The organism is Methyloversatilis thermotolerans (genome assembly GCF_000372885.1).
GTDB lineage: Bacteria > Pseudomonadota > Gammaproteobacteria > Burkholderiales > Rhodocyclaceae > Methyloversatilis > Methyloversatilis thermotolerans.
The window spans coordinates 1,608,655-1,630,149 of the sequence record NZ_KB889967.1; the positions used below are offsets into that span (position 1 = coordinate 1,608,655).

Consider the following 21,495-nt stretch of genomic DNA (forward strand, 5'->3'; position numbering starts at 1 on the left):
CCGTCGCCCAGCAGCGCCTGGAAGCGCGGCGTGTCCTGCGGCGTGGAAATGATGAGCACTTCGCGTATGCCCGCCAACATGAGCGTGCTCAGCGGGTAGTAGATCATCGGCTTGTCGTACACCGGCATGAGCTGCTTCGATACCGCGATGGTCACCGGGTGCAGCCGGGTGCCGGAGCCTCCGGCCAGAACAATGCCTTTGCGTGTCATGGATACTCCTGATTCGCTTCGTGTGTGCCCGCAGGCGGGTCAGAGGATTTCGGCCAGCATGCGGTCCACGCCCTGCTGCCACTCGGGCAGCACGAGCCCGAAGGCTTCGCGCAGGCGGCGCGTGTCCAGCCGCGAATTGAGCGGGCGGGTGGCCGGCGTCGGGTAGTCGGTGGTCGGAATCGGCAGGATGGCGTCCGGCGCGACCTTGATGTCGTGACCGGCGGCGCGGGCCCGCTCGATCACGTGACGGGCATAGCCGTGCCAGGACGTTTCGCCCGCGGCCACGCAGTGGTACAGCCCGCCAAGCTCAGGATTCTGGCGCAGGGCGCGCGCGACATGCGCGGTGACGTCAGCCAGCAGTTCGGCGCCGGTGGGCGCGCCGATCTGGTCGGCAATGACGGTGAGCCGCTCGCGTTCCTTTGCGAGCTTCAGCATGGTCTTCGCGAAATTGCCGCCGCGCGCGGCATACACCCAGCTCGTGCGCAGGATGACGTGTGTGGCACCGGAAGAAGCGATGAGCTGTTCGCCTTCGAGCTTGGTGCGGCCATACACGCTGAGCGGATTCGTCGGTGCCGACTCGTCGCGCGCGCGCTCTCCGCTGCCATCGAACACGTAATCGGTGGAATAGTGGATGAGCCGGGCGCCCAGGGCGCGCGCTTCCTGTGCGATGCGCCCGGGCGTGGTGGCGTTGATCAGCCGGGCCAGCTCCGGTTCGCTTTCTGCGCGGTCCACCGCGGTGTGCGCGGCGGCATTGACGATGAGATCGGGCGCCAGCGCGCGCACGGTGGCCGCCACGGCGTCCGGGTTGCTGAAGTCGCCACTCAGGTCACCGGCGCTGTCGAAATCGAGCGCGGTCACCGTGCCCAGCGGGGCGAGTGCGCGCTGCAGTTCCCAGCCCACCTGCCCGCCCTTGCCGAACAGCAGGATGTTCATGCGCCCTGCTCCGCGCCGCCGTACTGCTTGCTCACCCAGTCGCGGTAGCCGCCGCTTTGCACGTTCTGCACCCACGCCTGGTTGTCCAGATACCAGCGCACGGTCTTGCGGATGCCGGTGTCGAAGGTTTCCGCAGGCTTCCAGCCCAGTTCGCGTTCGATCTTGCGCGCGTCGATGGCGTAGCGCCGGTCGTGCCCGGGGCGGTCCTTCACATAGGTGATCAGCCGTTCGTAGCGTCCGGCCGGGTCCGGTTTCATGTCGTCGAGCAGCGCGCATACGGTGCGCACGATGTCGATGTTGGGCTTCTCGTTCCAGCCGCCGATGTTGTAGGTCTCGCCCAGCCGGCCCCGCGCGAGCACTTCGCGGATGGCCGCGCAGTGGTCCTTCACGTACAGCCAGTCGCGCACCTGCTGCCCGTCTCCGTACACCGGCAGCGGCTTGCCCGCCAGCGCGTTGACGATGATGAGCGGGATGAGCTTCTCGGGGAAGTGATAGGGGCCGTAGTTGTTCGAGCAGTTGGTGGTCACCACCGGCAGACCGTAGGTGTGGTGCCAGGCGCGCACCAGGTGGTCGCTCGCGGCCTTGCTCGCCGAATACGGGCTGTTCGGCTCGTAGGCATTCGTTTCAGCGAACGGAGGATCGGTCGGCGAGAGCGATCCATAGACCTCGTCGGTGCTCACATGGTGGAAGCGGAAGGCCGCCTTGTCGTCGCCCTCGAGCGCGCCCCAGTAGGCGCGCGCGGCTTCCAGCAAGGTGAAGGTGCCGGTCACGTTGGTGCGCATGAATTCGCCCGGGCCGTGGATCGAGCGATCCACGTGCGATTCGGCGGCGAAATGCACCACGGCGCGCGGGCGGTGCGTACTCAGCAGTCGGTCAACGAGTTCGCGGTCGCAGATGTCGCCCTGCACGAACACATGCCGCGCATCGCCGGCCAGCGACGCCAGATTCTGCAGATTGCCCGCGTAGGTGAGCGCATCCAGATTGACCACCGGCTCGTCGCTGCCCGCCAGCCAGTCCAGTACAAAGTTGCTGCCTATGAAGCCGGCTCCGCCGGTGACCAGGATCGTCATGGGAATTCACATTCGTGATGAACGACTGCCACTTTAATGCAGAGCTCCGCCGGGCGATGTCTACCCTCGCACGATCCCGGATCGATGATCCGGCGCTGACGCCGCCGTGACGACGCCAGCCTCTTCAGCGGACGAGCTGGACCACCGGATCGGCATATGCCCCGGCGACCCGCACCGGCGCGCGAACGGTGGTGGCCGATCCCCGCACCGTGACGTCGAGCTGCGCATGCAACTCACCGCCAGCGAGACGCGCGCTGCCCTGCGCGCCCACCAGCCCCGAATCCATCGCCAGACGCGGCAGCGAAACGCCCTCGGCGGTCAACACCAGATCGCCCTCCAGCCGGTCGAAGCGCGTGCTGCCACCGCGCACGCCGCCAGCGCGAGGCACGCGCACGGCCTGCACCAGATCGATGCGGTCCAGCACGCCACGCTGCAGATCCATGCTCCCCTCCATGCGCAGGTCCTTGGCCAGGGCCTCGAACGAATCGCCACGCGCGGCGAACGCAAGGGTTGCCGACAGATCGCCACTGGACCTGAGCGTCGGCGCAAAAACCTTCAATACATTGGCCAGTGACAAACGGGACGCGGACAACTGGCCTTCGAGCCCGGCATCCCGCCCGAGGTCGAACGCCGCGCGCCCCATCACATAACCGTCATAGAGCTTCACCTCGATCTTGTCGAACTGCAGGCGCTGGCTGTTCAGATGGCCGGCCGCCTCGAACACATCGGCCAGCACCGACGGATGGCCGGGCGTTTCCCAGTCGATCGCCTTCATCGATACCGCCCATACACCGCCCTGGTTGATGCCCTGCACCCGCACGCCACCCGGCGCTCGCGACAGCTCGAGCCTCGTAAGTACCCCGTTGTCGTCGATCGCGATTTCGCCCGCGAATCCTCCGAGCGATCCGTCAAAAAGAAGCAAGGCCGCATTGCTCAACGTAAGCCGGTCGAGCTTGAGCCAGCGCGATGCCCAGTTGATATCGTGCCGGCTGGACAGCGCAGGCAGGAATGCGATCTTCAGTGCCACGCGGTCGAGATGCACCCGTCGCAACTCCGTCCGCTCGGCGAACAGAGAGGACAGATACGGCGAAAGCGTCACCGCGCCGATGCGCAGGCCCTCGTCCGGTCCGATCCGCACATCCTGCAGTTCGAGCGCCGGTTCCGGATAGACGACCGGCTTCACCGACGCGATGCGCACCGGATGACCGAGCAGCTCGGTCGCCATTTTTTCCATCTGTGGCAGATGGCGGTTGTAGGGATAGAGGAAGAAGGTGGCGACCAGCACGACCGCGATCAGACAGAGGCCTGTCACGACGCGCCGGCGCCAGGTGCCCGGCTTCGTCACGCCGTGTCCCAGCTTGCCCAGCCACGCCCGGAACCGCCCGCCCGCCGGATCGTCCGGCGCCGCATCGCTCGACGCGGACGACAGCATGGCGCGCCGGATCGCCGACCGCACATCGTCGACCGGCGCCGCGGCCTTCTGTTCGGCCGCCGGCGCCGCCACAGGCGCGGACAGTTCGGGCAGCGCCTTGGCGAACTCATCGATCTCGGGCGACGCCGTGGACGACGACCGTTCGTGCGCGCGCCGGATATCGTCAGCCACCGGCGTGATCGGCTGGCTCACCAGATCTTCGATGTCGACCAGCATGGAACTGAGCTCCGCGCGGTCCGCATCGTCGTTGGCGGATTGATCGACCCGCCTCACCAGGCCGCGGTGCTCGAGCTCCCCGACCAGGCCCTCGACGATGAGCGGATCGCCGAACTGTTGCGCAAGATTCCCGACCGGCGTATGACCGTCGATCATGATGAGGATGGAACGCAGATTGCGCTGCACGATGGTGCGCTTCGTGACCGCTTCCTCGCCCGCTTCTGTCTTCACATACACCGCGTTTTCGTTCATTCGCACTGGCTGCCTTGCATGGTTCGGCCGACGCATGAGTCCGGTTGGACTGCTGAAGCGGAGAGGCGTGCCTGCAAGCTCACCACCCCCGCCTTGACGCGATCATAGAACGACTCCGTCCGCGCATGCACCGCTGACAGCGCGGTAAACAGGGCATATGAAGCACTTGACGAAGCCCGATACGAAGTCTATAGTCGCGGCCTCTTCCCCGATAGCTCAGTCGGTAGAGCGCCGGACTGTTAATCCGTAGGTCCCTGGTTCGAGCCCAGGTCGGGGAGCCAGAACGCAAAGGCCCGCAACGATGTTGCGGGCCTTTTTCGTTCACGCGCCACCGTGTGACAGTTCTCACTGGACTCGCCACCCATGCGGTAACCGCGTATCGCCGCATGGATTGCCGGTCGCAACGCGGCCTGTATCCGGCATCATCGCGATGTGCTCGAGCAGTCGGTCATCGTCGTAACCGGTGGCCGTGCCGCCCACGGTTCGTCGCGCGCTTCACCGGGCGGCTGCCGTTGCAGATTGACACGCATTGCGAGCCGCGGTTCGACTGCTTGATCTGGCTGCGGTCGCGTCCTGCCGACACGCACGCACCGCCTGCGCCAACGCACCGGGCACGGAGTCGACGCTCGGGGACCGGGCAAGGCACCACTTCAGACCGCGGTCGAACGCTGACTGCACGACGATCGCATCGGCCAGCCCAGGATTCGTTGGCATGGCTCGGCTCTCTGGGCTTCCGTTCCAGGCCCACGATGCACGGGGCATCTGCCGCTTGCACCGACCGGCGGGCATCCCGGCCAACTTCCGCATGCTTGAACCACTCCTGCAGCGTCTCGGGCAGGCGGCCGATCTCCGGCGCGATCGACTCGACCCCGGCTTACTGACACGCATGCTTCCCGCGATACTCCTGCACGGGCCGGACAGCACGTTCGCGAACCTCGATCGAGTACTTCGCGGACTTCTTCATGACTCCCTTCGGCCCGAGAGTTAAAGCCTTCGAGACCCGGCGCGCCCCACTCGCGCGAGCGGTCGAATGTAAGCATTGTCATCAAACGGTGGCAACATCATTACAATGAAGTACTGCCGCGTTCAGCACCCGAGGCCTGCCCGAGTGCAGCCGCCACACAGAACACACCACGAGACGCCTGCATCCAGGCCATTCGTGGTCCGAAAAACGGATAACTCACCATGCCGGGTGATTCGACTCCTTCGTCCAGGGAAACCACTGCCGGAGGCCGCATGAGAACTACTGAGAGATCGCCGTGACCTTCATCCTCATGGAATAGAGGCATTTGTCATCATGTCTGACGCCCCCCCTGTCTCGATCGCAACACCTTCGACGACGCGGAAACAGGGTGAAAGCGATCGCGGCAGATCGCTGCTGACATCGCTTGATGCTTGTCCGCATCGACTCCGCTCTCCGTGGCATTGCCGGGTAGTCGATCCGAATTCGATCCTGAAAATCTGATTCTCAAGCAACCATGAAAAGCGTCACCAGCCATCCACCGCCCCCACAACGTGAAGAATCTTCCGAAGGCTCCCGGCGTGCCTTCGCGGCGACGGTTCGACTCGCTGTGCCCGATGGACAGACCTTCTCCATGCACGCCGGGGGCAGCGCAGTGATCGAACGCAGTTCAGCAATGCAACCGACCAGACCTCCCGGGGCGCAGAAGGCAGGAGAAAACGTTTCAAGACCCACACAGAAAGCCAAGGTTGCCGTTTTGATGGCGACCTACGAAGGGCAGCACTACCTCGCGGAGCAACTGGAATCGCTTTCCGCGCAAACCCACAGCAATTGGGCGGTCTGGGCTTCCGACGACAGATCCAAGGACTTTACGCGCGCAATTCTGGAAACTTACCGGCAGGCATGGCCGGACGGCCGCCTGTCCATCCACTCCGGTCCAGCGGACGGTTTCGTGGCAAATTTTCTTTCGCTAACCTGTAAGGCCTGTATCGAGGCAGATTACTACGCTTACTCGGATCAGGATGATATCTGGGAAGCCGACAAGCTTGCGCGAGCGGTCCGATGGCTGGATTCAGTACCCGCCCACATTCCCGGCATTTACTGTAGCCGCACGCGCTTGGTCGATAAGAGCGGCCACGAAATAGGGCTATCGCCCTTGTTCAAGAAGAAGCCTAGTTTTGCAAACTCGCTTGCACAGAATATCGGCGGCGGCAATACCATGGTTTTCAACAATGCCGCGCGAGAACTGCTCCGGGAAGCTGGCGACAACATTGCCGTCGTTTCTCATGACTGGTGGGCCTACATGTTGATTTCCGGCTGTGGAGGAAAGGTGTATTACGACCCTGAACCGACGCTGCGGTACCGACAGCATGGAAGCAATCTGGTCGGCATGAATTCCACCTGGCAGGCACGATTAAAGCGCATCCAGATGCTGCGGCGTGGTCGTTTTCGCAACTGGAACAACTGCAACATTGCCGCCTTGCGCAGCATGAGTCACCGGCTCACGCCCGAAAATCTGGAAATACTCGAACGATTCGACCGCGCACGCTCGATGAGTCTGTTTCCTCGCCTCATTGAACTCAGGCGCAGCGGCATTTACCGTCAGACACTCCTCGGAAACATCGGACTGATCGTGGCTGCGATTTTCAAGAAGCTCTAGAACATGTCGTTCATGCTTGCCCAATCCATGGAAGAGGGCATCAGCTCCCCCATCAGCGTTTGCTTCACCAGTCGTTCATCGGCAGGAGCCTGGCAGATTCGGGGTGTGCAGATTGCGGGCACGAGAAACAACTGGATGGCTGTCAACAAGCCTTCGGACGCCGACCTCGAACGTTCGGACCTGATCTGTTTCGTGAAAAGACCGGATCCACGGACCATCGAGCGCGTGCGCGAGATGGGAAAACCGTTCGTATTCGACATCGTGGATTCCTGGGCGCAACCCGATGACGGCCTGCAGTACACCGATAAAGTCAAGGCTCGAGAACTTTTCGCACCAGCCTGGGAGCGCATCGGTGCCGACGGCTACATCTTTCCGACACGGCGCATGCAGGACGACCTGGGGCACCTGGTGCGTGAGAAGATCACCATCTACCATCACTTCCGGCCGCAGATCCGGCTGAACCCCATACGCGAGCGCGTTGCCATCGTCGGCTACGAAGGCGCCGATTACCTCGGAGAATGGCATGCGCGGATCGAGCAGGTGTGCGCGGACCGCAACATCCGGTTTGTGGCCAATCCATCCAACTACACCGATCTTGACATCGTCATCCTGGCGAGAGGCGGCCCGCATGGCAGTTTTCTGTCCCGGCACTACAAATCGAATGTCAAGCTGGCCAATGCCATCGGATCCGGCACGCCGGCTCTGGTTCATTTCGACGAAATGTCGGCCCACGACACCGACACCGGCGATGTGCTGTTCTTCACCGATCAGCCAGGCTCGTTCGAACGTCAGCTGGATCGCCTCGTGACGGACCACGCACTTCGCATGCACATTCACAACAGATTCCTCAGCGCGGCCCCGCGATTCCACATCGGGAATATCGCCGACCAGTTCGAAGGATTCTTCCTCAAAACCATCGAAACCAAGAGAAAAAGGAATGCGTGAAGCACTCAAGGACGCCCTCCGCAAGCTGCTTGGCGCGCGAAACGCCAGCAAACTTGGGCAAGCGGTTCGCCCGAGGAAGATCAAATGGTCGCCACCTCCGCCCGACGGAAAGATCCGCCTCAACCTCGGTTGCGGAGACAAGATTCTGGAGGGCCACATCAATGTGGACTTTTCCGAGTCTCGAAAGGGAAACAAACCCGATGTCATCGCGGATCTTCGAGCGTTGCAGTTTGCTCCTGACTACGCCGACGAGATTCTGTCCGTCCATGTGATCGAGCATTTCTACCCATGGGAAGCGGAGGATCTGCTGATTCACTGGAAGAGCATTCTGAAGCCCGGCGGAACGCTGATGCTGGAATGCCCGAACATCCTGACGGCGGCTGCAATGCTTCTGAAGGAACCCGAGCGTGCCGCACGGGCTGAAGGGAAGGACGGTCAACTCGCCATGTGGCCTCTCTACGGCGACCCCAACTGGAAGGACCCTTTGATGTGCCATCGCTGGGGCTACACACCGACCACCCTCATCGACCTGCTCAAGCGTTGCGGCTTCAAGAACGTTCGCCAGGAGCCCGCCGTGTTCAAGCAGCAGGATCCGCGCGACATGCGGGTTGTTGGAGAAAAGTGAATGCGCCTGCGTGATCTGAGAGATGTCTATTCAGGGCAAGAAATCTACATCGTCGGCAGCGGGCCTACAACGAATGTCTTTCCAATGGACTTTCTGGCTGACAAGATCTGCATGTCGCTGAACGACAGCTTCAAGATACATCCTGATGTTGCTCCTATTGCGCTGATGCATCATCAGACGTATTGCCGCGAGGGCAACACCATTGAGGCTCCCTTGCATCCGAATTTTTCCGGCATCAAGTACCCGGTCGTCAAGGGCACCGGGAAGGATCGCACTGAAGCAGTTGACTGGGACAATCCGTATTTCTATTTCTTCGACTGGAACCACGACATCGAAAAGATCTACGAGATGTCAAAAAACACCGACCAGCTCTACTACACCCCTGAAGGCTGCTCTTTGCATGCTGCCATGCAGCTCGCGTGGATCATGGGCGCAAGGACCATCTACACCATCGGCTGCGACAGCACGACCTTGGGGGGCAGGCACTACGCACAGTACGACAAGAACAACTTCCGTGATGACGAAGTACTGAAGCGCGGGCAGACCAGAAACTACGACAGCTACGTCAAAGGGACACTGATTGTTCAGGACTTCCTGCGTCGCAAGGGTGTTCGCGTTCTCAATCTTTCGCCTATCGTTGGCTATCACTTGGTTGATTACCAATACGAAGTACTGAAGGGAGAGGTCAAGGTTGAAGAGATCATCTCCGAGTTCATACAACCTGCGAAAGAAAGTGACGCGCCATGACCCTGACCGTCTACATCGGCACCGAAGACGACCAGCTGATCCCGCAGAAAGTGCTTGAGTACTCCATCCGCAAAAACGCGAAAAGGCCCGTTGAAGTACGCGCTGTCAAACAGGAGGTTGAACGGGTAGGCGGGACGAACTTCGGTTTTGTACGGTTTTTGGTGCCCAAGCTCAACAACTATCAAGGCAAGGCGATCTACCTCGACGCTGACCAGCTGGTTTTCGCCGATATCAATGAGCTTGCTGATCTGCTCGATGACGAGCACAGCATCGCCCTGGTCAATCAGCCGAAGGGCACTTTCGGTGCAAAGCCCGTCGGCCAGCACAACCAGACCAGCGTGATGGCCATGAATTGCGCAAAGCTGCGCGACTGGGATCCGGATACCATGTTCCAGCACGTCGTGCCCAACCGTGCCGAGCTTGCCGCGGGGCAGATCCACTATCGCGACTTCATGATGCTGAGCTGGTTCGACCAAGGCAAGATCCAGCCCATCGATCCCCGCTGGAATCATTTCAATATCGTCGAACCTGACAGCAAGCTCACTCATTTCAGTTATGTCCGAAACCAGCCTTGGAAGAACCCCAATCATCCCCTGACACAGTTCTGGGGAAAGTGGCTGAAGGAGGCTATCCGGAACGGGGCCGTCGGCCGTCTCGAACTGCTTAAGGAAATCTTGCGCGGAGCGATTCACAAGCGTTTCCTTTCCTACCTGATATAGGAACCCGACGTGCTCGAAATCCGCTTCCTGATTGACGATGTCGGTCAGTGCGGGACCCAGCGTGCCGTTCTGTCGGCATTTGCCAATGCGCTGATGAACGACTGTGGCGTCACGGTCGTCCGGTCCTCCGAACTGAGCCTGCAGCAATTCGGGTGGGACGACGTCCCGCCCGAATCGTCCCGGAGACTGGCCCTGCGTGCGCTTGCGCTTGCCCCCTCGCCCGATCGGCTCACGGTGTTTCTGCCCGGCCACGTCATTCCCGGCCCGATTGCGCCCGGGAATGCACCTGACCGCCCGCTGGCCGCTGCGCAGTTCACTACCGTAGCGGACCTTGATATTTTCGTCATGGACAATCGTGCGGCGGACGCTCACCGGTTTCGTGAGTTCGTCAACAGCCACGCCGACTATGAGACCGTCAGCCGATATGACGCGTTCGATAGCTGCGCGCTGCCCGACTGGCTGATCGAAGGCGGCCTGACTTCAGCACTCAATCTGTCTCAGCGCCCCTGGTATTCGGGATACGCCCCTACACGGACACAATGGCTGCACTGGGTAGCCGAAGCCATCGACCAAGGCCTCATCACCCCCGCAATGGTCGAGGACGACGTGCGCAAGGGCCTGGCTCGACCGTCGCTGCTTCACGATATCCGGCGATTGCCCACCGACGCGGGCGTATCCGACCGCCCCGACATGACACTCGATTCGCTCTTCGTTTTTCCTGAATGCAGGCTCAGCGACACGCAATATCAGATGCTTCTTTCCGAAGCTCTACAAGAACGCACTGTCGCCTTCGCAGGTCGCAACGCGAAACGCAAGGCGGTCAAGCTGAAGATGCACAAATGGACCTGGGAAAGATTGCGGCACGCACCACAGGGCGTGAAATGGAAACTGATCAAGCTCGGACATCGTTTCCTGCACGCTGCCTATACGCGCTATTCGGCGAGCTTGCGGCCCATGGCGAAGCGTCTGAGCCAGCGGAATGAATCCTCGAAATGAGAGCTTTCGCATCGGCTGCATGGACCCTCGTCATGCGCGACTACCGCATACGATTTCGCCGGACCTTGCTGGGAGTCTTCTGGTTCCTCGTTCCATTATTCACCCTGATCGCCATTGCCCTTTTCGTGGGCAAGGACATCGGCCTTTATGGCGCGGCGGAATCCGGCCGGTATCTGCTGCGGCTTGTCGCAGGTCTCAGTCTCTGGCAGCTTTTCGCCGACGCCTGGCTTGAACCGATGCGTCTCGCACGTCGCGCAAGCGGCATCCTGCGCTCGGTGAACTTCGATCAGCAAATCCTGCTTGCAGCCGGAACCTTCTCTGCGCTGCTCGCCTTCGCGATCAAGATCCCCGTCCTCATTGCCGCCTTCATTTGGCTGGAGCCGACATATGATCCTTCCGCATGGCTGCTGCCGCTGGGCATCATGATGCTGCTCGCCGCTGGCGCGGCCATGGCCTGCTTCACCCTGCCTATAAGCTTGGCATTGCTCGATATCCGCTACGCCATGCCATTCGTCCAGTATGCCCTCCTGCTGGCGACTCCGATCTTCTACGAGCCACCCGAAAACGGCTTCCTCTTCTGGATCAACCATTACAACCCCTTCAGCTATCTGGTTCCTCCCGTGAGGGATCTGCTTGCGGGGCCCCCGCCCGTGCTGCCCCATGCATTCATGGCGGGGATCGCTGTCCTCGTAATGCTGATTGCCGGACTGCATTACTTCCGGGACAAGATCCACCTGGCGATTGCCTACGTCGGCCGATAACCATGCAGGACAACGTACCCACACTCCTGCAGATGGAGCAGGTCAGCCGCACTTTCCCGCGGGACTTCTCGGACACCCCGCGTGCGATCCTGCGGGAAATGCTACTGCCGCGGCGCCTGCTGCGTGATCCCGGTCCGGAGTTCTTCTTCGCCTTGCAAGACATCAACATCAGCCTGACCAAGGGCGAGAAACTGGGCGTGATCGGCTCGCATCGCAGCGGCAAATCCACTCTCGCAGGCATCGCCGCCGGCATGCTGCATCCGACCCAAGGTCGCGTTCACGCCAGCGCGTCGCGGCTTCTGCTCAGCCGCCCGACCGCGGGCTTCAAACCCGCGCTCACGCTGAGGGAGAACCTCGCATTTCGCGCAACACTCGGTGGCCTTGCCGGCGATGCCCTCGCCGCGGCCGTGGACGGCGTACTTGCAGATAACCGGATCAGCGCCCAGACCGCGAAGAACGCGCTCGGAAACTTCTCTCCCTACCTCGTCAGACAACTCGGCATGGAGCTCCTGCTGCGGGTGCCGGCGGAACTCGTGGTGATCGACGAACAGGTGAGCGCGGGTGCCGGGGACGCCCGCTGGGCGACGCGCGCTGCACTGCTCGAACGCATCGCGGGGGCCACGTCCCTGATAATCAGTACCGACTTCGAGTTCCTGAAGGAAACGACGAAGCAATCGATGGTGTTGCACCAGGGCAGGCTTTATGGACCGTTCCCCACTGAACTGGCCTTCGAGCACTACTTGCGCCTGCCGGATGACTATGGCCAGGACCCGGACGAATCACCGGACGATGTCCGCGCATCCGTCGCACTCAGCGCGCCACTCGAGGACATCGAAGGGGCAACGATGGCGCAGGAAGCCGACGAACTTCTCCGCTTCCAGGAGGCAATTCCCGCACGTACCCAGCAGCCGGATGACGACGTCTTCCAGCGTCGCGTCGTCAAGCAATCGCTTGGCCCGGCCGTCATCGTCCGGAACATCGTCGTCGACGGCGCCCCATACGAGCGCTCGAAACTGCGTCTGCTGAGGCGTCCTGGAGAGGTCCTGGATATTTCAGTCGAAGTCTTGCCCAAGAAGACCTTTGTCTGTGCTGGCATCGGTCTGAATCTTCATTCAGGCAACGGGATGGAAGTCGGAAGCACGACACGATCCACCCCTGCCGTACAACTGTTCCAGGGCAGGCCGACGAGGATACGCTTCCATTTGCGGATCCCCGATCTGCCGCGCTATCACTACGGCTTGGCAATGCATTTGCTCGAGGACGGACGCCGGAGCAATCCCGCGAACCAGATGAAGCTCATCGTGTTCGGTCTGCAGACCGAAACCATGAGAGAGACGGCACTCAACCTCGAGGTCACCGGTCATTCAATCGAAAGCGAGTCATCAGATGAAGCAACCGATCTCGCCTGAACTCATAGAGAAAAAACTCAATCGGCCAAAGCCGCGGAAATTCAGCCGCCCTTCCGGAGCGACCTATCCGCTTACGGCGCTGTCAGCCCTGAAAACGATACTGACAATTCTCTCGCAGCCGCTGAAGTCCTTCCGTACCCTGCATGATGCGGCATTGCGCGACAATGGTGCCTTGGTGATCGATCGGGAGTACAGGGAACGCTGGTCATCGAGCATCGCCGACTACGCGCATTGGTACTATGCCGACAAGCGTCTTCTGCACAGCATCAGCTGGCTCGGCGTACCTACGAGGAAGATGTTGGCAGATCTGTGGGTGTATCAGGAGATCATCCACGAATGCCGCCCCGACTACATCCTGGAAATCGGCAGTCTGTTCGGCGGAAGCGCACTTTTCATGGCGAATGTGTGCGACATGATCGGGCATGGCAAGATCATTTCCGTCGACATATCCCGAGCAATCTACGGTGTCAGCCACCCACGGATTACCGAACTGACCGGTGACTGCGCCTCGCCCGAAATCATCGAACAGGTGCGGGCTCTTGTAAGCGACGGCACCGTCATGGTCATTCATGACGCGGATCATAACCGGACAGCCGTCATGCGCGATCTGTCGAATTACGCCGGGTTGGTCACCCCGGGTCAGTACCTGATCGTGGAGGATGGCATCGTAGACCTCTTCAACCCAGAGCGAAGCAGGTTGGCCAAAGCCTATCCTGACGGCGGACCCTTGCCTGCGGCAGATCAATTCGCCAAGCAGCACGCCGAACTTTTCGAGATCGATATGAATCGAGAGCGATTCCTGCTCACCTCCAATCCGAGGGGTTATCTCAGGCGAAAGTACCCCTCCGGAACGAGGTAGGCGATGCCGGTCCTGTTGCACATCGGATATGGCAAGGCTGCGTCGACCACCCTGCAGGACTGGTTCGATCGCCATCCGGAGATATGGCGCTTCTCGGAGAAAGCCTTGCTGAAAGGTTTGGCCGCAAACAAGAAGGTGTGTGTGCTGAGCGACGAGAGACTGTCCCTGGGGCTCACCTTCGACGCCACCAGCGGCTTGATCACAGGTGCCGATTCGATCAAGGCGTATCAGCGAGAGCGCTGCCTCGAACTCAAGGCACTGTTTCCACACGCCCACGTTCTGATCGTGACCCGCGGATTCTCGCAGTTCATCCACTCCTTCCACGCGCAGTACGTGGCGAAGGGTGGCGTCCTGCCGTTCCTGACCTTCTTCGATCTGTATGCCGAACAAATAGCCGACCTGCTCGATTACAACTACCTCGTCGGAATCTATGAGGAGGCGTTCGACGAGCGCGTCATCACCATTCCCGTGGAACTGCTTCGCCGCGATGCGGACAGATTCTACGGAATCATCGAGGCGCGCCTCGGGCTTTCGCTCGACAAGCGCCCCAGGCCAAGACAACTGAACCCGCGTCCGGACACGCGTCACCTCCGGGCGCTGCCGTTCATCTCCCGCGCATACTTCAAGCTACTCCAGCCATTCGGCCCCGGGCCACGGCGTGCCATGCACAAGCTCTATGTGAAGCATGTTGCACGTGGCCGCCTGGGTTCCTGCATGTCATATCTGGTACCGCGCCGGCTTCTGGCGAGTCCCGCTCCAGCCAGTCTCGACCTCTCGAGGTTTCATGGACTCGCGGACGTTTTCGCCACTCGGGAGGTCTACGCGGCGTTCAAGGCGGATTACTTGCTGGGCACACGATCATTGCGCGCCCACCACACCTCGAAGGATGAACATGGCCTCGGCTAACGTCGCACAATGGATCAGCAGCAATATTCAGCACGTCGGCAAAGATGTGCTGGAACTCGGTTCCAAACGATACAAGGAACATGCATTTCTGGATCTCCCCGGTTTGCTGGCGGAACACGGCGGTCAGGTCAGCCTGACCGGATGCGATATTTCGGAGGGGGAGAATGTCGATGTCGTGGTTGACCTCACGGCCCCTATCGAACGGGTCAAGGCAGCCCTCGAAGACCGCACGTTCGACACGATATTCTGCGTCAGCCTGCTCGAACATATTCCGGACGTCTTCAGCGCATGCCGCAACATCGAGCAGCTGCTGCGCCCCGGTGGCGCAATTTACCTGTCTGTCCCTTTCGTCTTCCGCTATCACGGCTACCCGGGCGACCTCTGGCGCTTCACCCCCGAAGCACTGCTTTATCTGTTCCCGGGCATCGACTTCAGGGATCACGAGTATTCCTGCATCTCCACTCTGGAGGACGGAGACATCATGGCGCTCAAGGGCAAGAACATGGACAAACTGAACCGCTTTCTCTTCAGGCCGAAGTCGCGTGAGGAAAAAATCGAGCGCAAACGCGCCAAGAGTGAAGGCAAGCGCGTTCCCGCCTATTCCCTTGCACCGGCCATGATCAACATGCTCGGATTCAGGAAACAGGAATTGCCCCTCTGACACACGCTCGGCTCCAGACTATGAGCATGCCCTCCTCCATGCGCCCGGTGCCCGCTGCGCCGGCGAGCAAGAAGGTGAGCCGGCAGACGGCGTGCGGGCCGTGGCCCGTGGCCGGTGGCCCTTCAGACGACGGACCGGAGGCGGTATTGACATGACCGCCGCAATGGATCTGCGGCCGGGCCCGCCGAAGGGATTGCCCCAGCCGGACAAGCAGTGGCACAAGGACAACGATGAACGTGTCAAGGACAGTATCCGCGACTACGCGACGCCAATGGAATACTCTCGTAACGACCTGGGGGCAGGCGTCGTCATCAGGCTGACTGCGCTTTACTTGCTGATGGCGCGTGCATTGATTTATCTTGACGCATGCCTTGTGTGCGTTCCCCGCAGCCGCGCCCGCATGGTTTCTCCGGCCCCCGTGCGCATCACATGAGCATCAGCATCCCCAACATCTTCACCTGGTTTTCGAACCGGGGACAGGAATGCCAGCTTCCATGGCTCATCCTCGGCAAGGGCCCAAGTTTCTCGGAGCTTCACCGTCACGACACCACCGGCTTTCGCGTCCTTACCCTGAACGACGCGATCCGCGCAGTCCCGCATGCCGCGATTGCCCACTTCATCGATTTCGACGCCTTCAAGCGGTGTGCCGACGATCTGCATCGCGCCGAAGCCGTGGTGCTGCCCTGGTGCCCTCACTTCAACAACAAGCCTGGCCGCACCCTCGCCGATCTGCTGCCTGGCGAGCCCGTGCTGCATGACTTTTGGCAACAGGGCCGGCTGTACTGGTACGACCTGTCGACAGCCAGCGCCCGTCATGGCGATTTTCCGGTGGTTTCGGCATGCTTCTTCAGCGCCGAGGCGGCGCTGGATCTGCTGGCACAGGCCGGGGTGAAGCGTGTCCGCTCACTCGGCATCGATGGCGGCAGCGCGTACAGCAAAGAATTCTCGGATCTGTTCGGCGTTTCGCTGTTCTCCAACGGGCGTCGCTGCTTTGACCGGCAATTCGAGTCATTCGCGCGCATCATATCGAGAACGGGCATCGACTATGCGCCCCTGGACATGGAATCCCCCGTACGCATCTTCGTGGCGGCCACCGCAAGCGAGGCACTTCCTGTCAAGGTCCTTGCATATTCCATCCGGCGGCATGCAAGCTGTGCCGTCAAGGTCACCCCGCTCTGCGACGTCGGCATTTCAATTCCCAAGCCACGCGCCCCGGAGAACCAGCCACGCACTCCGTTTTCCTTCCAGCGCTTCCTGATTCCGGAGGTCTGTGGATACGAAGGTCATGCGATCTACCTCGACTCCGACATGCTGGTATTCAAGGACATGGTCAAGCTCTGGCGCCGGCCTCTTGGCGACGCCGCAATACTGGCCGCCTATTCCACCTCTGCCAGCGGCCGCAAGCCGCAGTACAGCGTGATGCTGATGGACTGTGGAAAGCTCGGGTGGAACATCCGCGAAATCGTCGATCAACTGGACGCGGGAACCCTCACCTATGAGCAACTGATGTATACCTCTTCGCTCGCCCGGGCTCACGCAGACATCGAACCCGAGTGGAACTCGCTGGAAAGCTACCGGGAAGGTCGAACCGCCCTCTTGCACTACACGGACATGAATACGCAGCCGTGGGTGTCTCACCTCAACCCGCTCGGCCACCTGTGGGTATGCACGCTTCGGAATGCGCTGCGGGAGGGCGCGATATCGAGAGACTTTGTCGAAGAGGAAATCGGGCACGGCCACATACGTCCGTCCCTGCTCTACCAGTTGGACCATGGGGTTGATGACGCGATTCTGCTGCCCAAGGCGATCCTTGCCGCGGATGCCGGGGTCACTCCACCCTACCGCTCCCTCGGGCCGCACCAGGCGTCACCCTGGCGCAATCGTCTTCAGTGGCTGCGCGCAAGCATCCGCGCAAGGTACCGCAAAACGCTGCTCTACAGATTCGAACGGCGGGTTCTGAACAGATTGACGGACCACCGACCGGATCGCTGATGCGAGACGGCCCCTGCCCCCGGAACGCCCGTGCATGAAAGGACTGGCCTGACGGCCTTGGTCCGACAGTCCGCCGTGCGGACATGAGCGCGTACGGCATGGAACATTCCGGCTCCGCGACTGATGTCCAACCAGGGACCTGCGGATTAAAAGTCTGGACCGTGTGGGAGAACGGCGAACTGCTCAGGAAGTACGCGCTACGCGAGGTGCGCGCCACGCTGGACGCAATGGACTGAGGATCGGCGTCACAGGGGGTGGCAGGCAGCACGCGCGTTGGCAAGAGGCCGTGTTCCGGCCACCGTGCTGCACCATGCGCATTCGCGCTAAAGTGCCGCTCCCGCACGCACTGAACTGCGCAACATGACTGACCGCATCCTCGAACAAAGCCCTTATGCACCGGTACGCTACGAAGCGACCCGGCCGTACGCGCGTGCGCTGGGACAGCGCTTCATGGCGCATGCCGCGCATGGCGAACCGGCCGCGCGCGCCTTCTTGCAGGACCAGCTCTTCCCGCGACTGCGCGAGGAAGTGGGCCGGCTGGGCAAACCGGAAGGTCCGGGGCCGGTGCAGAACGAACTGCTGAACGTGCAGGTATTCGGTCGCTACCTCGCGGCCGGCGAGCTGATTTACGACTGCGCATCGCTGGCGATCGACACACTGATGACCGACTTGCCTGATGGCGCGCTCGAGGCCCCGGCGCTCGCTCCCGCCGCAAGCGTCTACCTCCATTTCGGGCGCGACTGCGGTCTGCGCGATGACGAGCGGGAAATCGAGGGCGCTTTCGTGACGGGACATCCGGATCACCTGCAGATCGATCTGGTACCGGCGCACTTCGCGCACCCGCTGTTCTTCAGGTTGCCGCTCGGCGAGCCGCTGATCAGCGTGAAGCTGGACCTGTCGGATGCGCAGCGCACGGTGCCCGCGTCCATCGTCGCCTCGGTGGAGGACGCGCTCGCGATCAACCGCAGCAACTTCGAACAGATCGCCGACATCGAGGCCCAGTTGTCGGCGCAGTACGGCAGGACGGTGAAGGTGCCGTGCGCGTTCGAGAACATCGCGCAGCGCGGCCCGCTGCTGGACCGCGCCCTGCGCGCGGCGGTCGGCGCGCTGGTGCGCATCGCGACGCGTCCGGAGGCTGTCAGGGAGGACTGGCCGGTCGGTGCGCCGGCGGATCGGGTAGCCCAGGCGAACGATGCTTCTGCGAAGCCGGGTACGCGCAAGACCGCGGTCAACAGCCTGCTGAAGATGGGTTACCGCAAGGTGCGCTTCGTCGGCGGCTGACCCGGGTGGCCGCGCCGCTGTGCGGCGGCCGCCTCAGTGGGCGTTCATCCGTTCGATGCCGGCGATGATGTCATCCACCACCCATTCGCGCAGTCGCTCGACGTTGTCGAATGGATAGCGTCCGACCGTCAGCACACCGTGCAGGTAACCGAGTGCCTTGACGAACATGAGATCGGCCTTGAGCTTGATGTCCTCGGCCGAACAACTTCCGCCCTCGACGCATTCGCTCACGCGCTGAAGCGACAGCGCGAGCAACTGGCTGGTGATGGAATCCTCTTCATCGAAACGTATGCGTTCGCCATCCTCGAGACCGGTGGGGACCAGATAGACCATGCGGTAGCGCTCCGGATGTGTCTCCCAATATTCGAGGTAGGCCTCGATATGGGCCTTGAGACGGGCTTGCGGAGATCGCTTGTGCAGGGCGGCGGCACTCATGGCCTCGTGCAACTCCTGGAAGAAATCGCTCCAGATGTATTTGACGAGATCCTGCTTGCTCGAGAAGTAACCGTAGAAAGCCATCGGCGAAATGCCGACCGCCTTTGTCACCGCACGCACCGATACCGCTTCGTACCCGTCGGTCGCGTAGATGTGTTTGGCCTCAGCCAGAATCTGGTCACGGAATTTGGCGCGATTTTCCGGACCACGGATGCGAGTGCGTTTTCCAGGCGACTCCACGTGGTGCTCCGAACTGGATGTATCCGGTTCTGTGCCGGACGATGATGTATGGCTGCTCATGCCGTGTGCAGCAAGATCCAGCGGCGAATCTTACTCTCTAGATGGGTATCGACAAATACTTTACACGCGCGGATGACTTGCTGTGCCGACCAGCAATCCGTCCCACATTTTCCGTACGCGTAAAGGAATAGGACGTTCCGGGTTGCGCGATTCAATCAGCGCCCAGAACCGCAAGAATGCGATCCCTGCGGACACCGGAAAGAGCGGCAGAGAATTCACCGAGTGATGCGTAACTGGGTGATTGCCCCATGTTGCGGAATGCATCGGCGAATGTACGTGCGCGCTCAGCCGACGATTCCATCACCTTCCCGCTGAGCGTTTCGTTCATCCGTTCCAGCACGCCATCCACATTCCGGCGTGCCTGGCTGAAGTCCTTGAGTGCGTTGACGGTACCTTGCAGTGAGGCGCGCATGGATTCGACGGTATCGACCGCCCAGGTCTCAGGCTGCACCGCCTCGGGGACGGGTTCCGGTCTGACGCGGCTGAACTGGCCGGTCGGCCAGCGCATGCCGCCACCGCGTATCGCCAGGCTGTCCTTCAGAGCGGGCCACGCCGCCTCGCTCACGCTGAATACGAGGGCACCGTCTTCGTCGGCGTCGGCCCTCACCCCGGACACGGCCAGCGCATGATCGAAGCGCCGCACCACCTCCTGCGCATCCAGCCCCTCGTCAAGCACGACCGAAGGCTGCTGGCGCGACGCGCCGGAAAAAGCGAACACCAGGCTCTCCGCATCGCCCGCCTGCATGGCCTGCACGGTCATGCCCGGGATGCGGAACTGGCGCTGCGCCTCGGCGGACGGATCGAAACTCAGATCGGAAGCCAGCGCGCCGGCAGTCTGCGTGCTGCGCTGCTGCCACAGTTGCGCGAAACGATCGACCCGCCGTTGCAGGGCAACGTCGCCCACACCACTGGCGATCTGCTGGCTCAAGGATGACTTCAGGGACTTCAGTTGTCCTATGCCCTGGTCAAGGTAGTCGGCGGTGAGCTGCACGCGTCCCGCTTCGGCATTGAAGCCGTCGGACCAGGTCTGCAGACCCGGACGAGCGGCAGGCGCGGAGACAGATCCGGCGATGCCCGCCGACCGCACCCCCTCGGCCGCCACCCCGGCGGTCGGCGCCGGTCCCTCCGTCGCCCCGGTGCGCGCGCGCGAAACGGCCGGCGAGTACGCCTGCAGCTGCGAGGTCTGTCCGATCTGCATTTACCGTCGGCCCCGTTTACAGTGCGTCGAACAGCGACAGGGTACTCACCTTGGCGTAGGCCTTCTGCGTGGCCTGCACCGCGGTCGTGAAGCCGTTGAGCTTCACCGCGGCGTCACCGTAGTCGAGCTGGCCGAAGGTGATGAGCGCCTGCTGGTTGGACAGGCTCACATTGGTGTGATTGGTTTCCATCGTTTCCAGCGTGGTCTGCGCGCCGCCGAGGCGGGCGATCTTGGCCGATACGGCGTCGAGTCCGTCGTCCAGTCCGTTCAGCGTCCCGACCAGCACGCTGCGCACAGCCGGATCGTTGGCCGTGGCGCCCGGCGCCTGCAGCGCCTCGATCGCCAGGTCGAGCTGATTGAGCATGGTGGCCATTTCCGGCAGGGCCACGTTGGCGTCCTGCGTGACGCCATTGCCCACCACCACGCGTTGCGGATCGGTGTTGCCGGCGAAGGTGTAGCGTGCGCCGGCCGCAGCGGCAGCGTTGTAGGCGATGGGTTCGGTCGCGGTGGCGGTGCCGGAGAACAGGTAGCGCCCTTCCTGGTCGATGCTGTTCGCCGAGTAACGCAGGCTGTCGCGCAGCGCGATCAGCGAGGAACTCATCGCCGTGAGGTCCTCGGAAGTGTTGGTGCCGTCGGCCGCCCACACCATGAGATCGCGCGCCTGCAGAATGTCGTTGCTCATGCCATCGAGCAGTTCCTCGTTCTGCGACAGACGGCTGCGCAGTGCGCCGATGTTCGACAGGTACTGATCCAGCGCGGCTTCCTCGCGGGTGAGGCGAGCGATGCGCACGCTGGAGATCGGGTCGTCCGACGGCTTCTGCACGCGCTCGCCATTGGCCATCTGCTGCATGATGTAGGCCAGACGCGTATTCGCGTTCTGCAGCGCCGTGTTCATCGTCGCGTGATACTGGGTGCTTGCCACTCGCAT

General features: G+C 61.8%; 21 protein-coding genes and 1 tRNA gene. 15 read left to right on the top strand and 7 right to left on the bottom strand.

Translation table 11 applies throughout. The features are described from left to right. The 4 genes from A3Q7_RS19560 to A3Q7_RS0106920 all read right to left on the bottom strand — a co-directional run. A partial coding sequence (locus A3Q7_RS19560; RefSeq protein ID WP_040570682.1) for a sugar phosphate nucleotidyltransferase occupies positions 1-209 on the bottom strand: 209 nt, incomplete at its 3' end. 39 nt (positions 210-248) lie between these two features. Then, entirely contained in the window at positions 249-1,142 is an 894-nt protein-coding gene (gene rfbD / locus A3Q7_RS0106910; protein ID WP_018411124.1) for a dTDP-4-dehydrorhamnose reductase, read from the bottom strand. Next, entirely contained in the window at positions 1,139-2,212 is a 1,074-nt protein-coding gene (gene rfbB, locus A3Q7_RS0106915) for a dTDP-glucose 4,6-dehydratase (RefSeq protein ID WP_018411125.1), read from the bottom strand. Before rfbB ends, rfbD begins: the two co-directional genes overlap by 4 nt. Before the next feature lie 124 nt (positions 2,213-2,336). Next, on the bottom strand, positions 2,337-4,112 hold the full coding sequence (locus A3Q7_RS0106920) for an AsmA family protein (RefSeq protein WP_018411126.1): 1,776 nt from the start codon (positions 4,110-4,112) through the stop codon (positions 2,337-2,339). A gap of 205 nt (positions 4,113-4,317) precedes the next feature. Here A3Q7_RS0106920 and A3Q7_RS0106925 point away from each other — a divergent pair. From A3Q7_RS0106925 to A3Q7_RS0107005, 15 genes are all read left to right on the top strand, one after another. Continuing rightward, positions 4,318-4,393: transfer RNA gene (locus A3Q7_RS0106925), tRNA-Asn, on the top strand. Positions 4,394-5,590: 1,197 nt separating this feature from the next. After that, positions 5,591-6,733 carry a glycosyltransferase family 2 protein gene (locus tag A3Q7_RS0106935; RefSeq protein WP_232417854.1) on the top strand — a complete coding sequence of 381 codons (1,143 nt, stop codon included), beginning with the start codon at positions 5,591-5,593 and terminating at the stop codon, positions 6,731-6,733. Positions 6,734-6,736: 3 nt separating this feature from the next. Next, positions 6,737-7,678, top strand: a complete 942-nt coding sequence (locus tag A3Q7_RS0106940; protein ID WP_157278120.1) for a hypothetical protein — start codon at positions 6,737-6,739, stop codon at positions 7,676-7,678. Next, positions 7,671-8,303, top strand: a complete 633-nt coding sequence (locus tag A3Q7_RS0106945) for a class I SAM-dependent methyltransferase (RefSeq protein WP_018411131.1) — start codon at positions 7,671-7,673, stop codon at positions 8,301-8,303. The genes A3Q7_RS0106940 and A3Q7_RS0106945 overlap by 8 nt, the downstream gene beginning before the upstream one ends. Further along, entirely contained in the window at positions 8,304-9,050 is a 747-nt protein-coding gene (locus tag A3Q7_RS19565) for a hypothetical protein (RefSeq protein ID WP_198289164.1), read from the top strand. Further along, positions 9,047-9,769: a glycosyltransferase gene (locus A3Q7_RS0106955; RefSeq protein WP_018411133.1), complete on the top strand. Its 723-nt coding sequence runs from the start codon at positions 9,047-9,049 to the stop codon at positions 9,767-9,769. Before A3Q7_RS19565 ends, A3Q7_RS0106955 begins: the two co-directional genes overlap by 4 nt. Positions 9,770-9,778: 9 nt before the next feature. Next, entirely contained in the window at positions 9,779-10,765 is a 987-nt protein-coding gene (locus A3Q7_RS0106960) for a hypothetical protein (protein WP_018411134.1), read from the top strand. Positions 10,766-10,797: 32 nt separating this feature from the next. Continuing rightward, positions 10,798-11,526 carry an ABC transporter permease gene (locus A3Q7_RS0106965; protein ID WP_018411135.1) on the top strand — a complete coding sequence of 243 codons (729 nt, stop codon included), beginning with the start codon at positions 10,798-10,800 and terminating at the stop codon, positions 11,524-11,526. 2 nt (positions 11,527-11,528) lie between these two features. Beyond that, entirely contained in the window at positions 11,529-12,935 is a 1,407-nt protein-coding gene (locus A3Q7_RS0106970; protein WP_018411136.1) for an ATP-binding cassette domain-containing protein, read from the top strand. Then, positions 12,913-13,794: a CmcI family methyltransferase gene (locus A3Q7_RS19570; RefSeq protein WP_018411137.1), complete on the top strand. Its 882-nt coding sequence runs from the start codon at positions 12,913-12,915 to the stop codon at positions 13,792-13,794. Before A3Q7_RS0106970 ends, A3Q7_RS19570 begins: the two co-directional genes overlap by 23 nt. A gap of 3 nt (positions 13,795-13,797) precedes the next feature. Next, a complete protein-coding gene (locus tag A3Q7_RS20770) occupies positions 13,798-14,700 on the top strand; it encodes a hypothetical protein (RefSeq protein ID WP_018411138.1) in 903 nt (300 codons plus the stop codon). Beyond that, entirely contained in the window at positions 14,687-15,361 is a 675-nt protein-coding gene (locus A3Q7_RS0106985) for a class I SAM-dependent methyltransferase (protein ID WP_018411139.1), read from the top strand. The genes A3Q7_RS20770 and A3Q7_RS0106985 overlap by 14 nt, the downstream gene beginning before the upstream one ends. 151 nt (positions 15,362-15,512) lie before the next feature. Then, positions 15,513-15,794 carry a hypothetical protein gene (locus tag A3Q7_RS0106990; RefSeq protein WP_018411140.1) on the top strand — a complete coding sequence of 94 codons (282 nt, stop codon included), beginning with the start codon at positions 15,513-15,515 and terminating at the stop codon, positions 15,792-15,794. Beyond that, the gene (locus tag A3Q7_RS20270) at positions 15,791-17,353 is read left to right on the top strand and encodes a glycosyltransferase family protein (protein WP_018411141.1); all 1,563 of its coding nucleotides are present in this window, start codon (positions 15,791-15,793) and stop codon (positions 17,351-17,353) included. The genes A3Q7_RS0106990 and A3Q7_RS20270 overlap by 4 nt, the downstream gene beginning before the upstream one ends. Positions 17,354-17,713: 360 nt before the next feature. Next, the gene (locus A3Q7_RS0107005) at positions 17,714-18,634 is read left to right on the top strand and encodes a hypothetical protein (RefSeq protein ID WP_018411143.1); all 921 of its coding nucleotides are present in this window, start codon (positions 17,714-17,716) and stop codon (positions 18,632-18,634) included. Between the two features lie 33 nt (positions 18,635-18,667). Here A3Q7_RS0107005 and A3Q7_RS0107010 read toward each other — a convergent pair whose 3' ends face one another. The 3 genes from A3Q7_RS0107010 to flgL all read right to left on the bottom strand — a co-directional run bounded on the left by A3Q7_RS0107010 (position 18,668) and on the right by flgL (position 21,495). Continuing rightward, entirely contained in the window at positions 18,668-19,369 is a 702-nt protein-coding gene (locus A3Q7_RS0107010) for a TetR/AcrR family transcriptional regulator (protein WP_077231327.1), read from the bottom strand. A 151-nt stretch (positions 19,370-19,520) separates the two neighbouring features. Further along, on the bottom strand, positions 19,521-20,567 hold the full coding sequence (locus tag A3Q7_RS19580) for a hypothetical protein (protein ID WP_018411145.1): 1,047 nt from the start codon (positions 20,565-20,567) through the stop codon (positions 19,521-19,523). Between the two features lie 16 nt (positions 20,568-20,583). Then, complete coding sequence (gene flgL / locus A3Q7_RS0107020) at positions 20,584-21,495, bottom strand: flagellar hook-associated protein FlgL (RefSeq protein ID WP_026224582.1); 912 nt, start codon at positions 21,493-21,495, stop codon at positions 20,584-20,586.

Bases quoted from the DNA above. Each gene is read 5' to 3' on its own strand.
- rfbD (WP_018411124.1), bottom strand. From the start codon at position 1,142: ATGAACATCCTGCTGTTCGGCAAGGGCGGGCAGGTGGGCTGGGAACTG.
- rfbB (WP_018411125.1), bottom strand. From the start codon at position 2,212: ATGACGATCCTGGTCACCGGCGGAGCCGGCTTCATAGGCAGCAACTTT.
- A3Q7_RS0106920 (WP_018411126.1), bottom strand. From the start codon at position 4,112: ATGAACGAAAACGCGGTGTATGTGAAGACAGAAGCGGGCGAGGAAGCG.
- A3Q7_RS0106935 (WP_232417854.1), top strand. From the start codon at position 5,591: ATGAAAAGCGTCACCAGCCATCCACCGCCCCCACAACGTGAAGAATCT.
- A3Q7_RS0106940 (WP_157278120.1), top strand. From the start codon at position 6,737: ATGTCGTTCATGCTTGCCCAATCCATGGAAGAGGGCATCAGCTCCCCC.
- A3Q7_RS0106945 (WP_018411131.1), top strand. From the start codon at position 7,671: ATGCGTGAAGCACTCAAGGACGCCCTCCGCAAGCTGCTTGGCGCGCGA.
- A3Q7_RS19565 (WP_198289164.1), top strand. From the start codon at position 8,304: ATGCGCCTGCGTGATCTGAGAGATGTCTATTCAGGGCAAGAAATCTAC.
- A3Q7_RS0106955 (WP_018411133.1), top strand. From the start codon at position 9,047: ATGACCCTGACCGTCTACATCGGCACCGAAGACGACCAGCTGATCCCG.
- A3Q7_RS0106965 (WP_018411135.1), top strand. From the start codon at position 10,798: ATGCGCGACTACCGCATACGATTTCGCCGGACCTTGCTGGGAGTCTTC.
- A3Q7_RS0106970 (WP_018411136.1), top strand. From the start codon at position 11,529: ATGCAGGACAACGTACCCACACTCCTGCAGATGGAGCAGGTCAGCCGC.
- A3Q7_RS19570 (WP_018411137.1), top strand. From the start codon at position 12,913: ATGAAGCAACCGATCTCGCCTGAACTCATAGAGAAAAAACTCAATCGG.
- A3Q7_RS20770 (WP_018411138.1), top strand. From the start codon at position 13,798: ATGCCGGTCCTGTTGCACATCGGATATGGCAAGGCTGCGTCGACCACC.
- A3Q7_RS0106985 (WP_018411139.1), top strand. From the start codon at position 14,687: ATGGCCTCGGCTAACGTCGCACAATGGATCAGCAGCAATATTCAGCAC.
- A3Q7_RS0106990 (WP_018411140.1), top strand. From the start codon at position 15,513: ATGACCGCCGCAATGGATCTGCGGCCGGGCCCGCCGAAGGGATTGCCC.
- A3Q7_RS20270 (WP_018411141.1), top strand. From the start codon at position 15,791: ATGAGCATCAGCATCCCCAACATCTTCACCTGGTTTTCGAACCGGGGA.
- A3Q7_RS0107005 (WP_018411143.1), top strand. From the start codon at position 17,714: ATGACTGACCGCATCCTCGAACAAAGCCCTTATGCACCGGTACGCTAC.
- A3Q7_RS0107010 (WP_077231327.1), bottom strand. From the start codon at position 19,369: ATGAGCAGCCATACATCATCGTCCGGCACAGAACCGGATACATCCAGT.
- A3Q7_RS19580 (WP_018411145.1), bottom strand. From the start codon at position 20,567: ATGCAGATCGGACAGACCTCGCAGCTGCAGGCGTACTCGCCGGCCGTT.
- flgL (WP_026224582.1), bottom strand. From the start codon at position 21,495: ATGCGAGTGGCAAGCACCCAGTATCACGCGACGATGAACACGGCGCTG.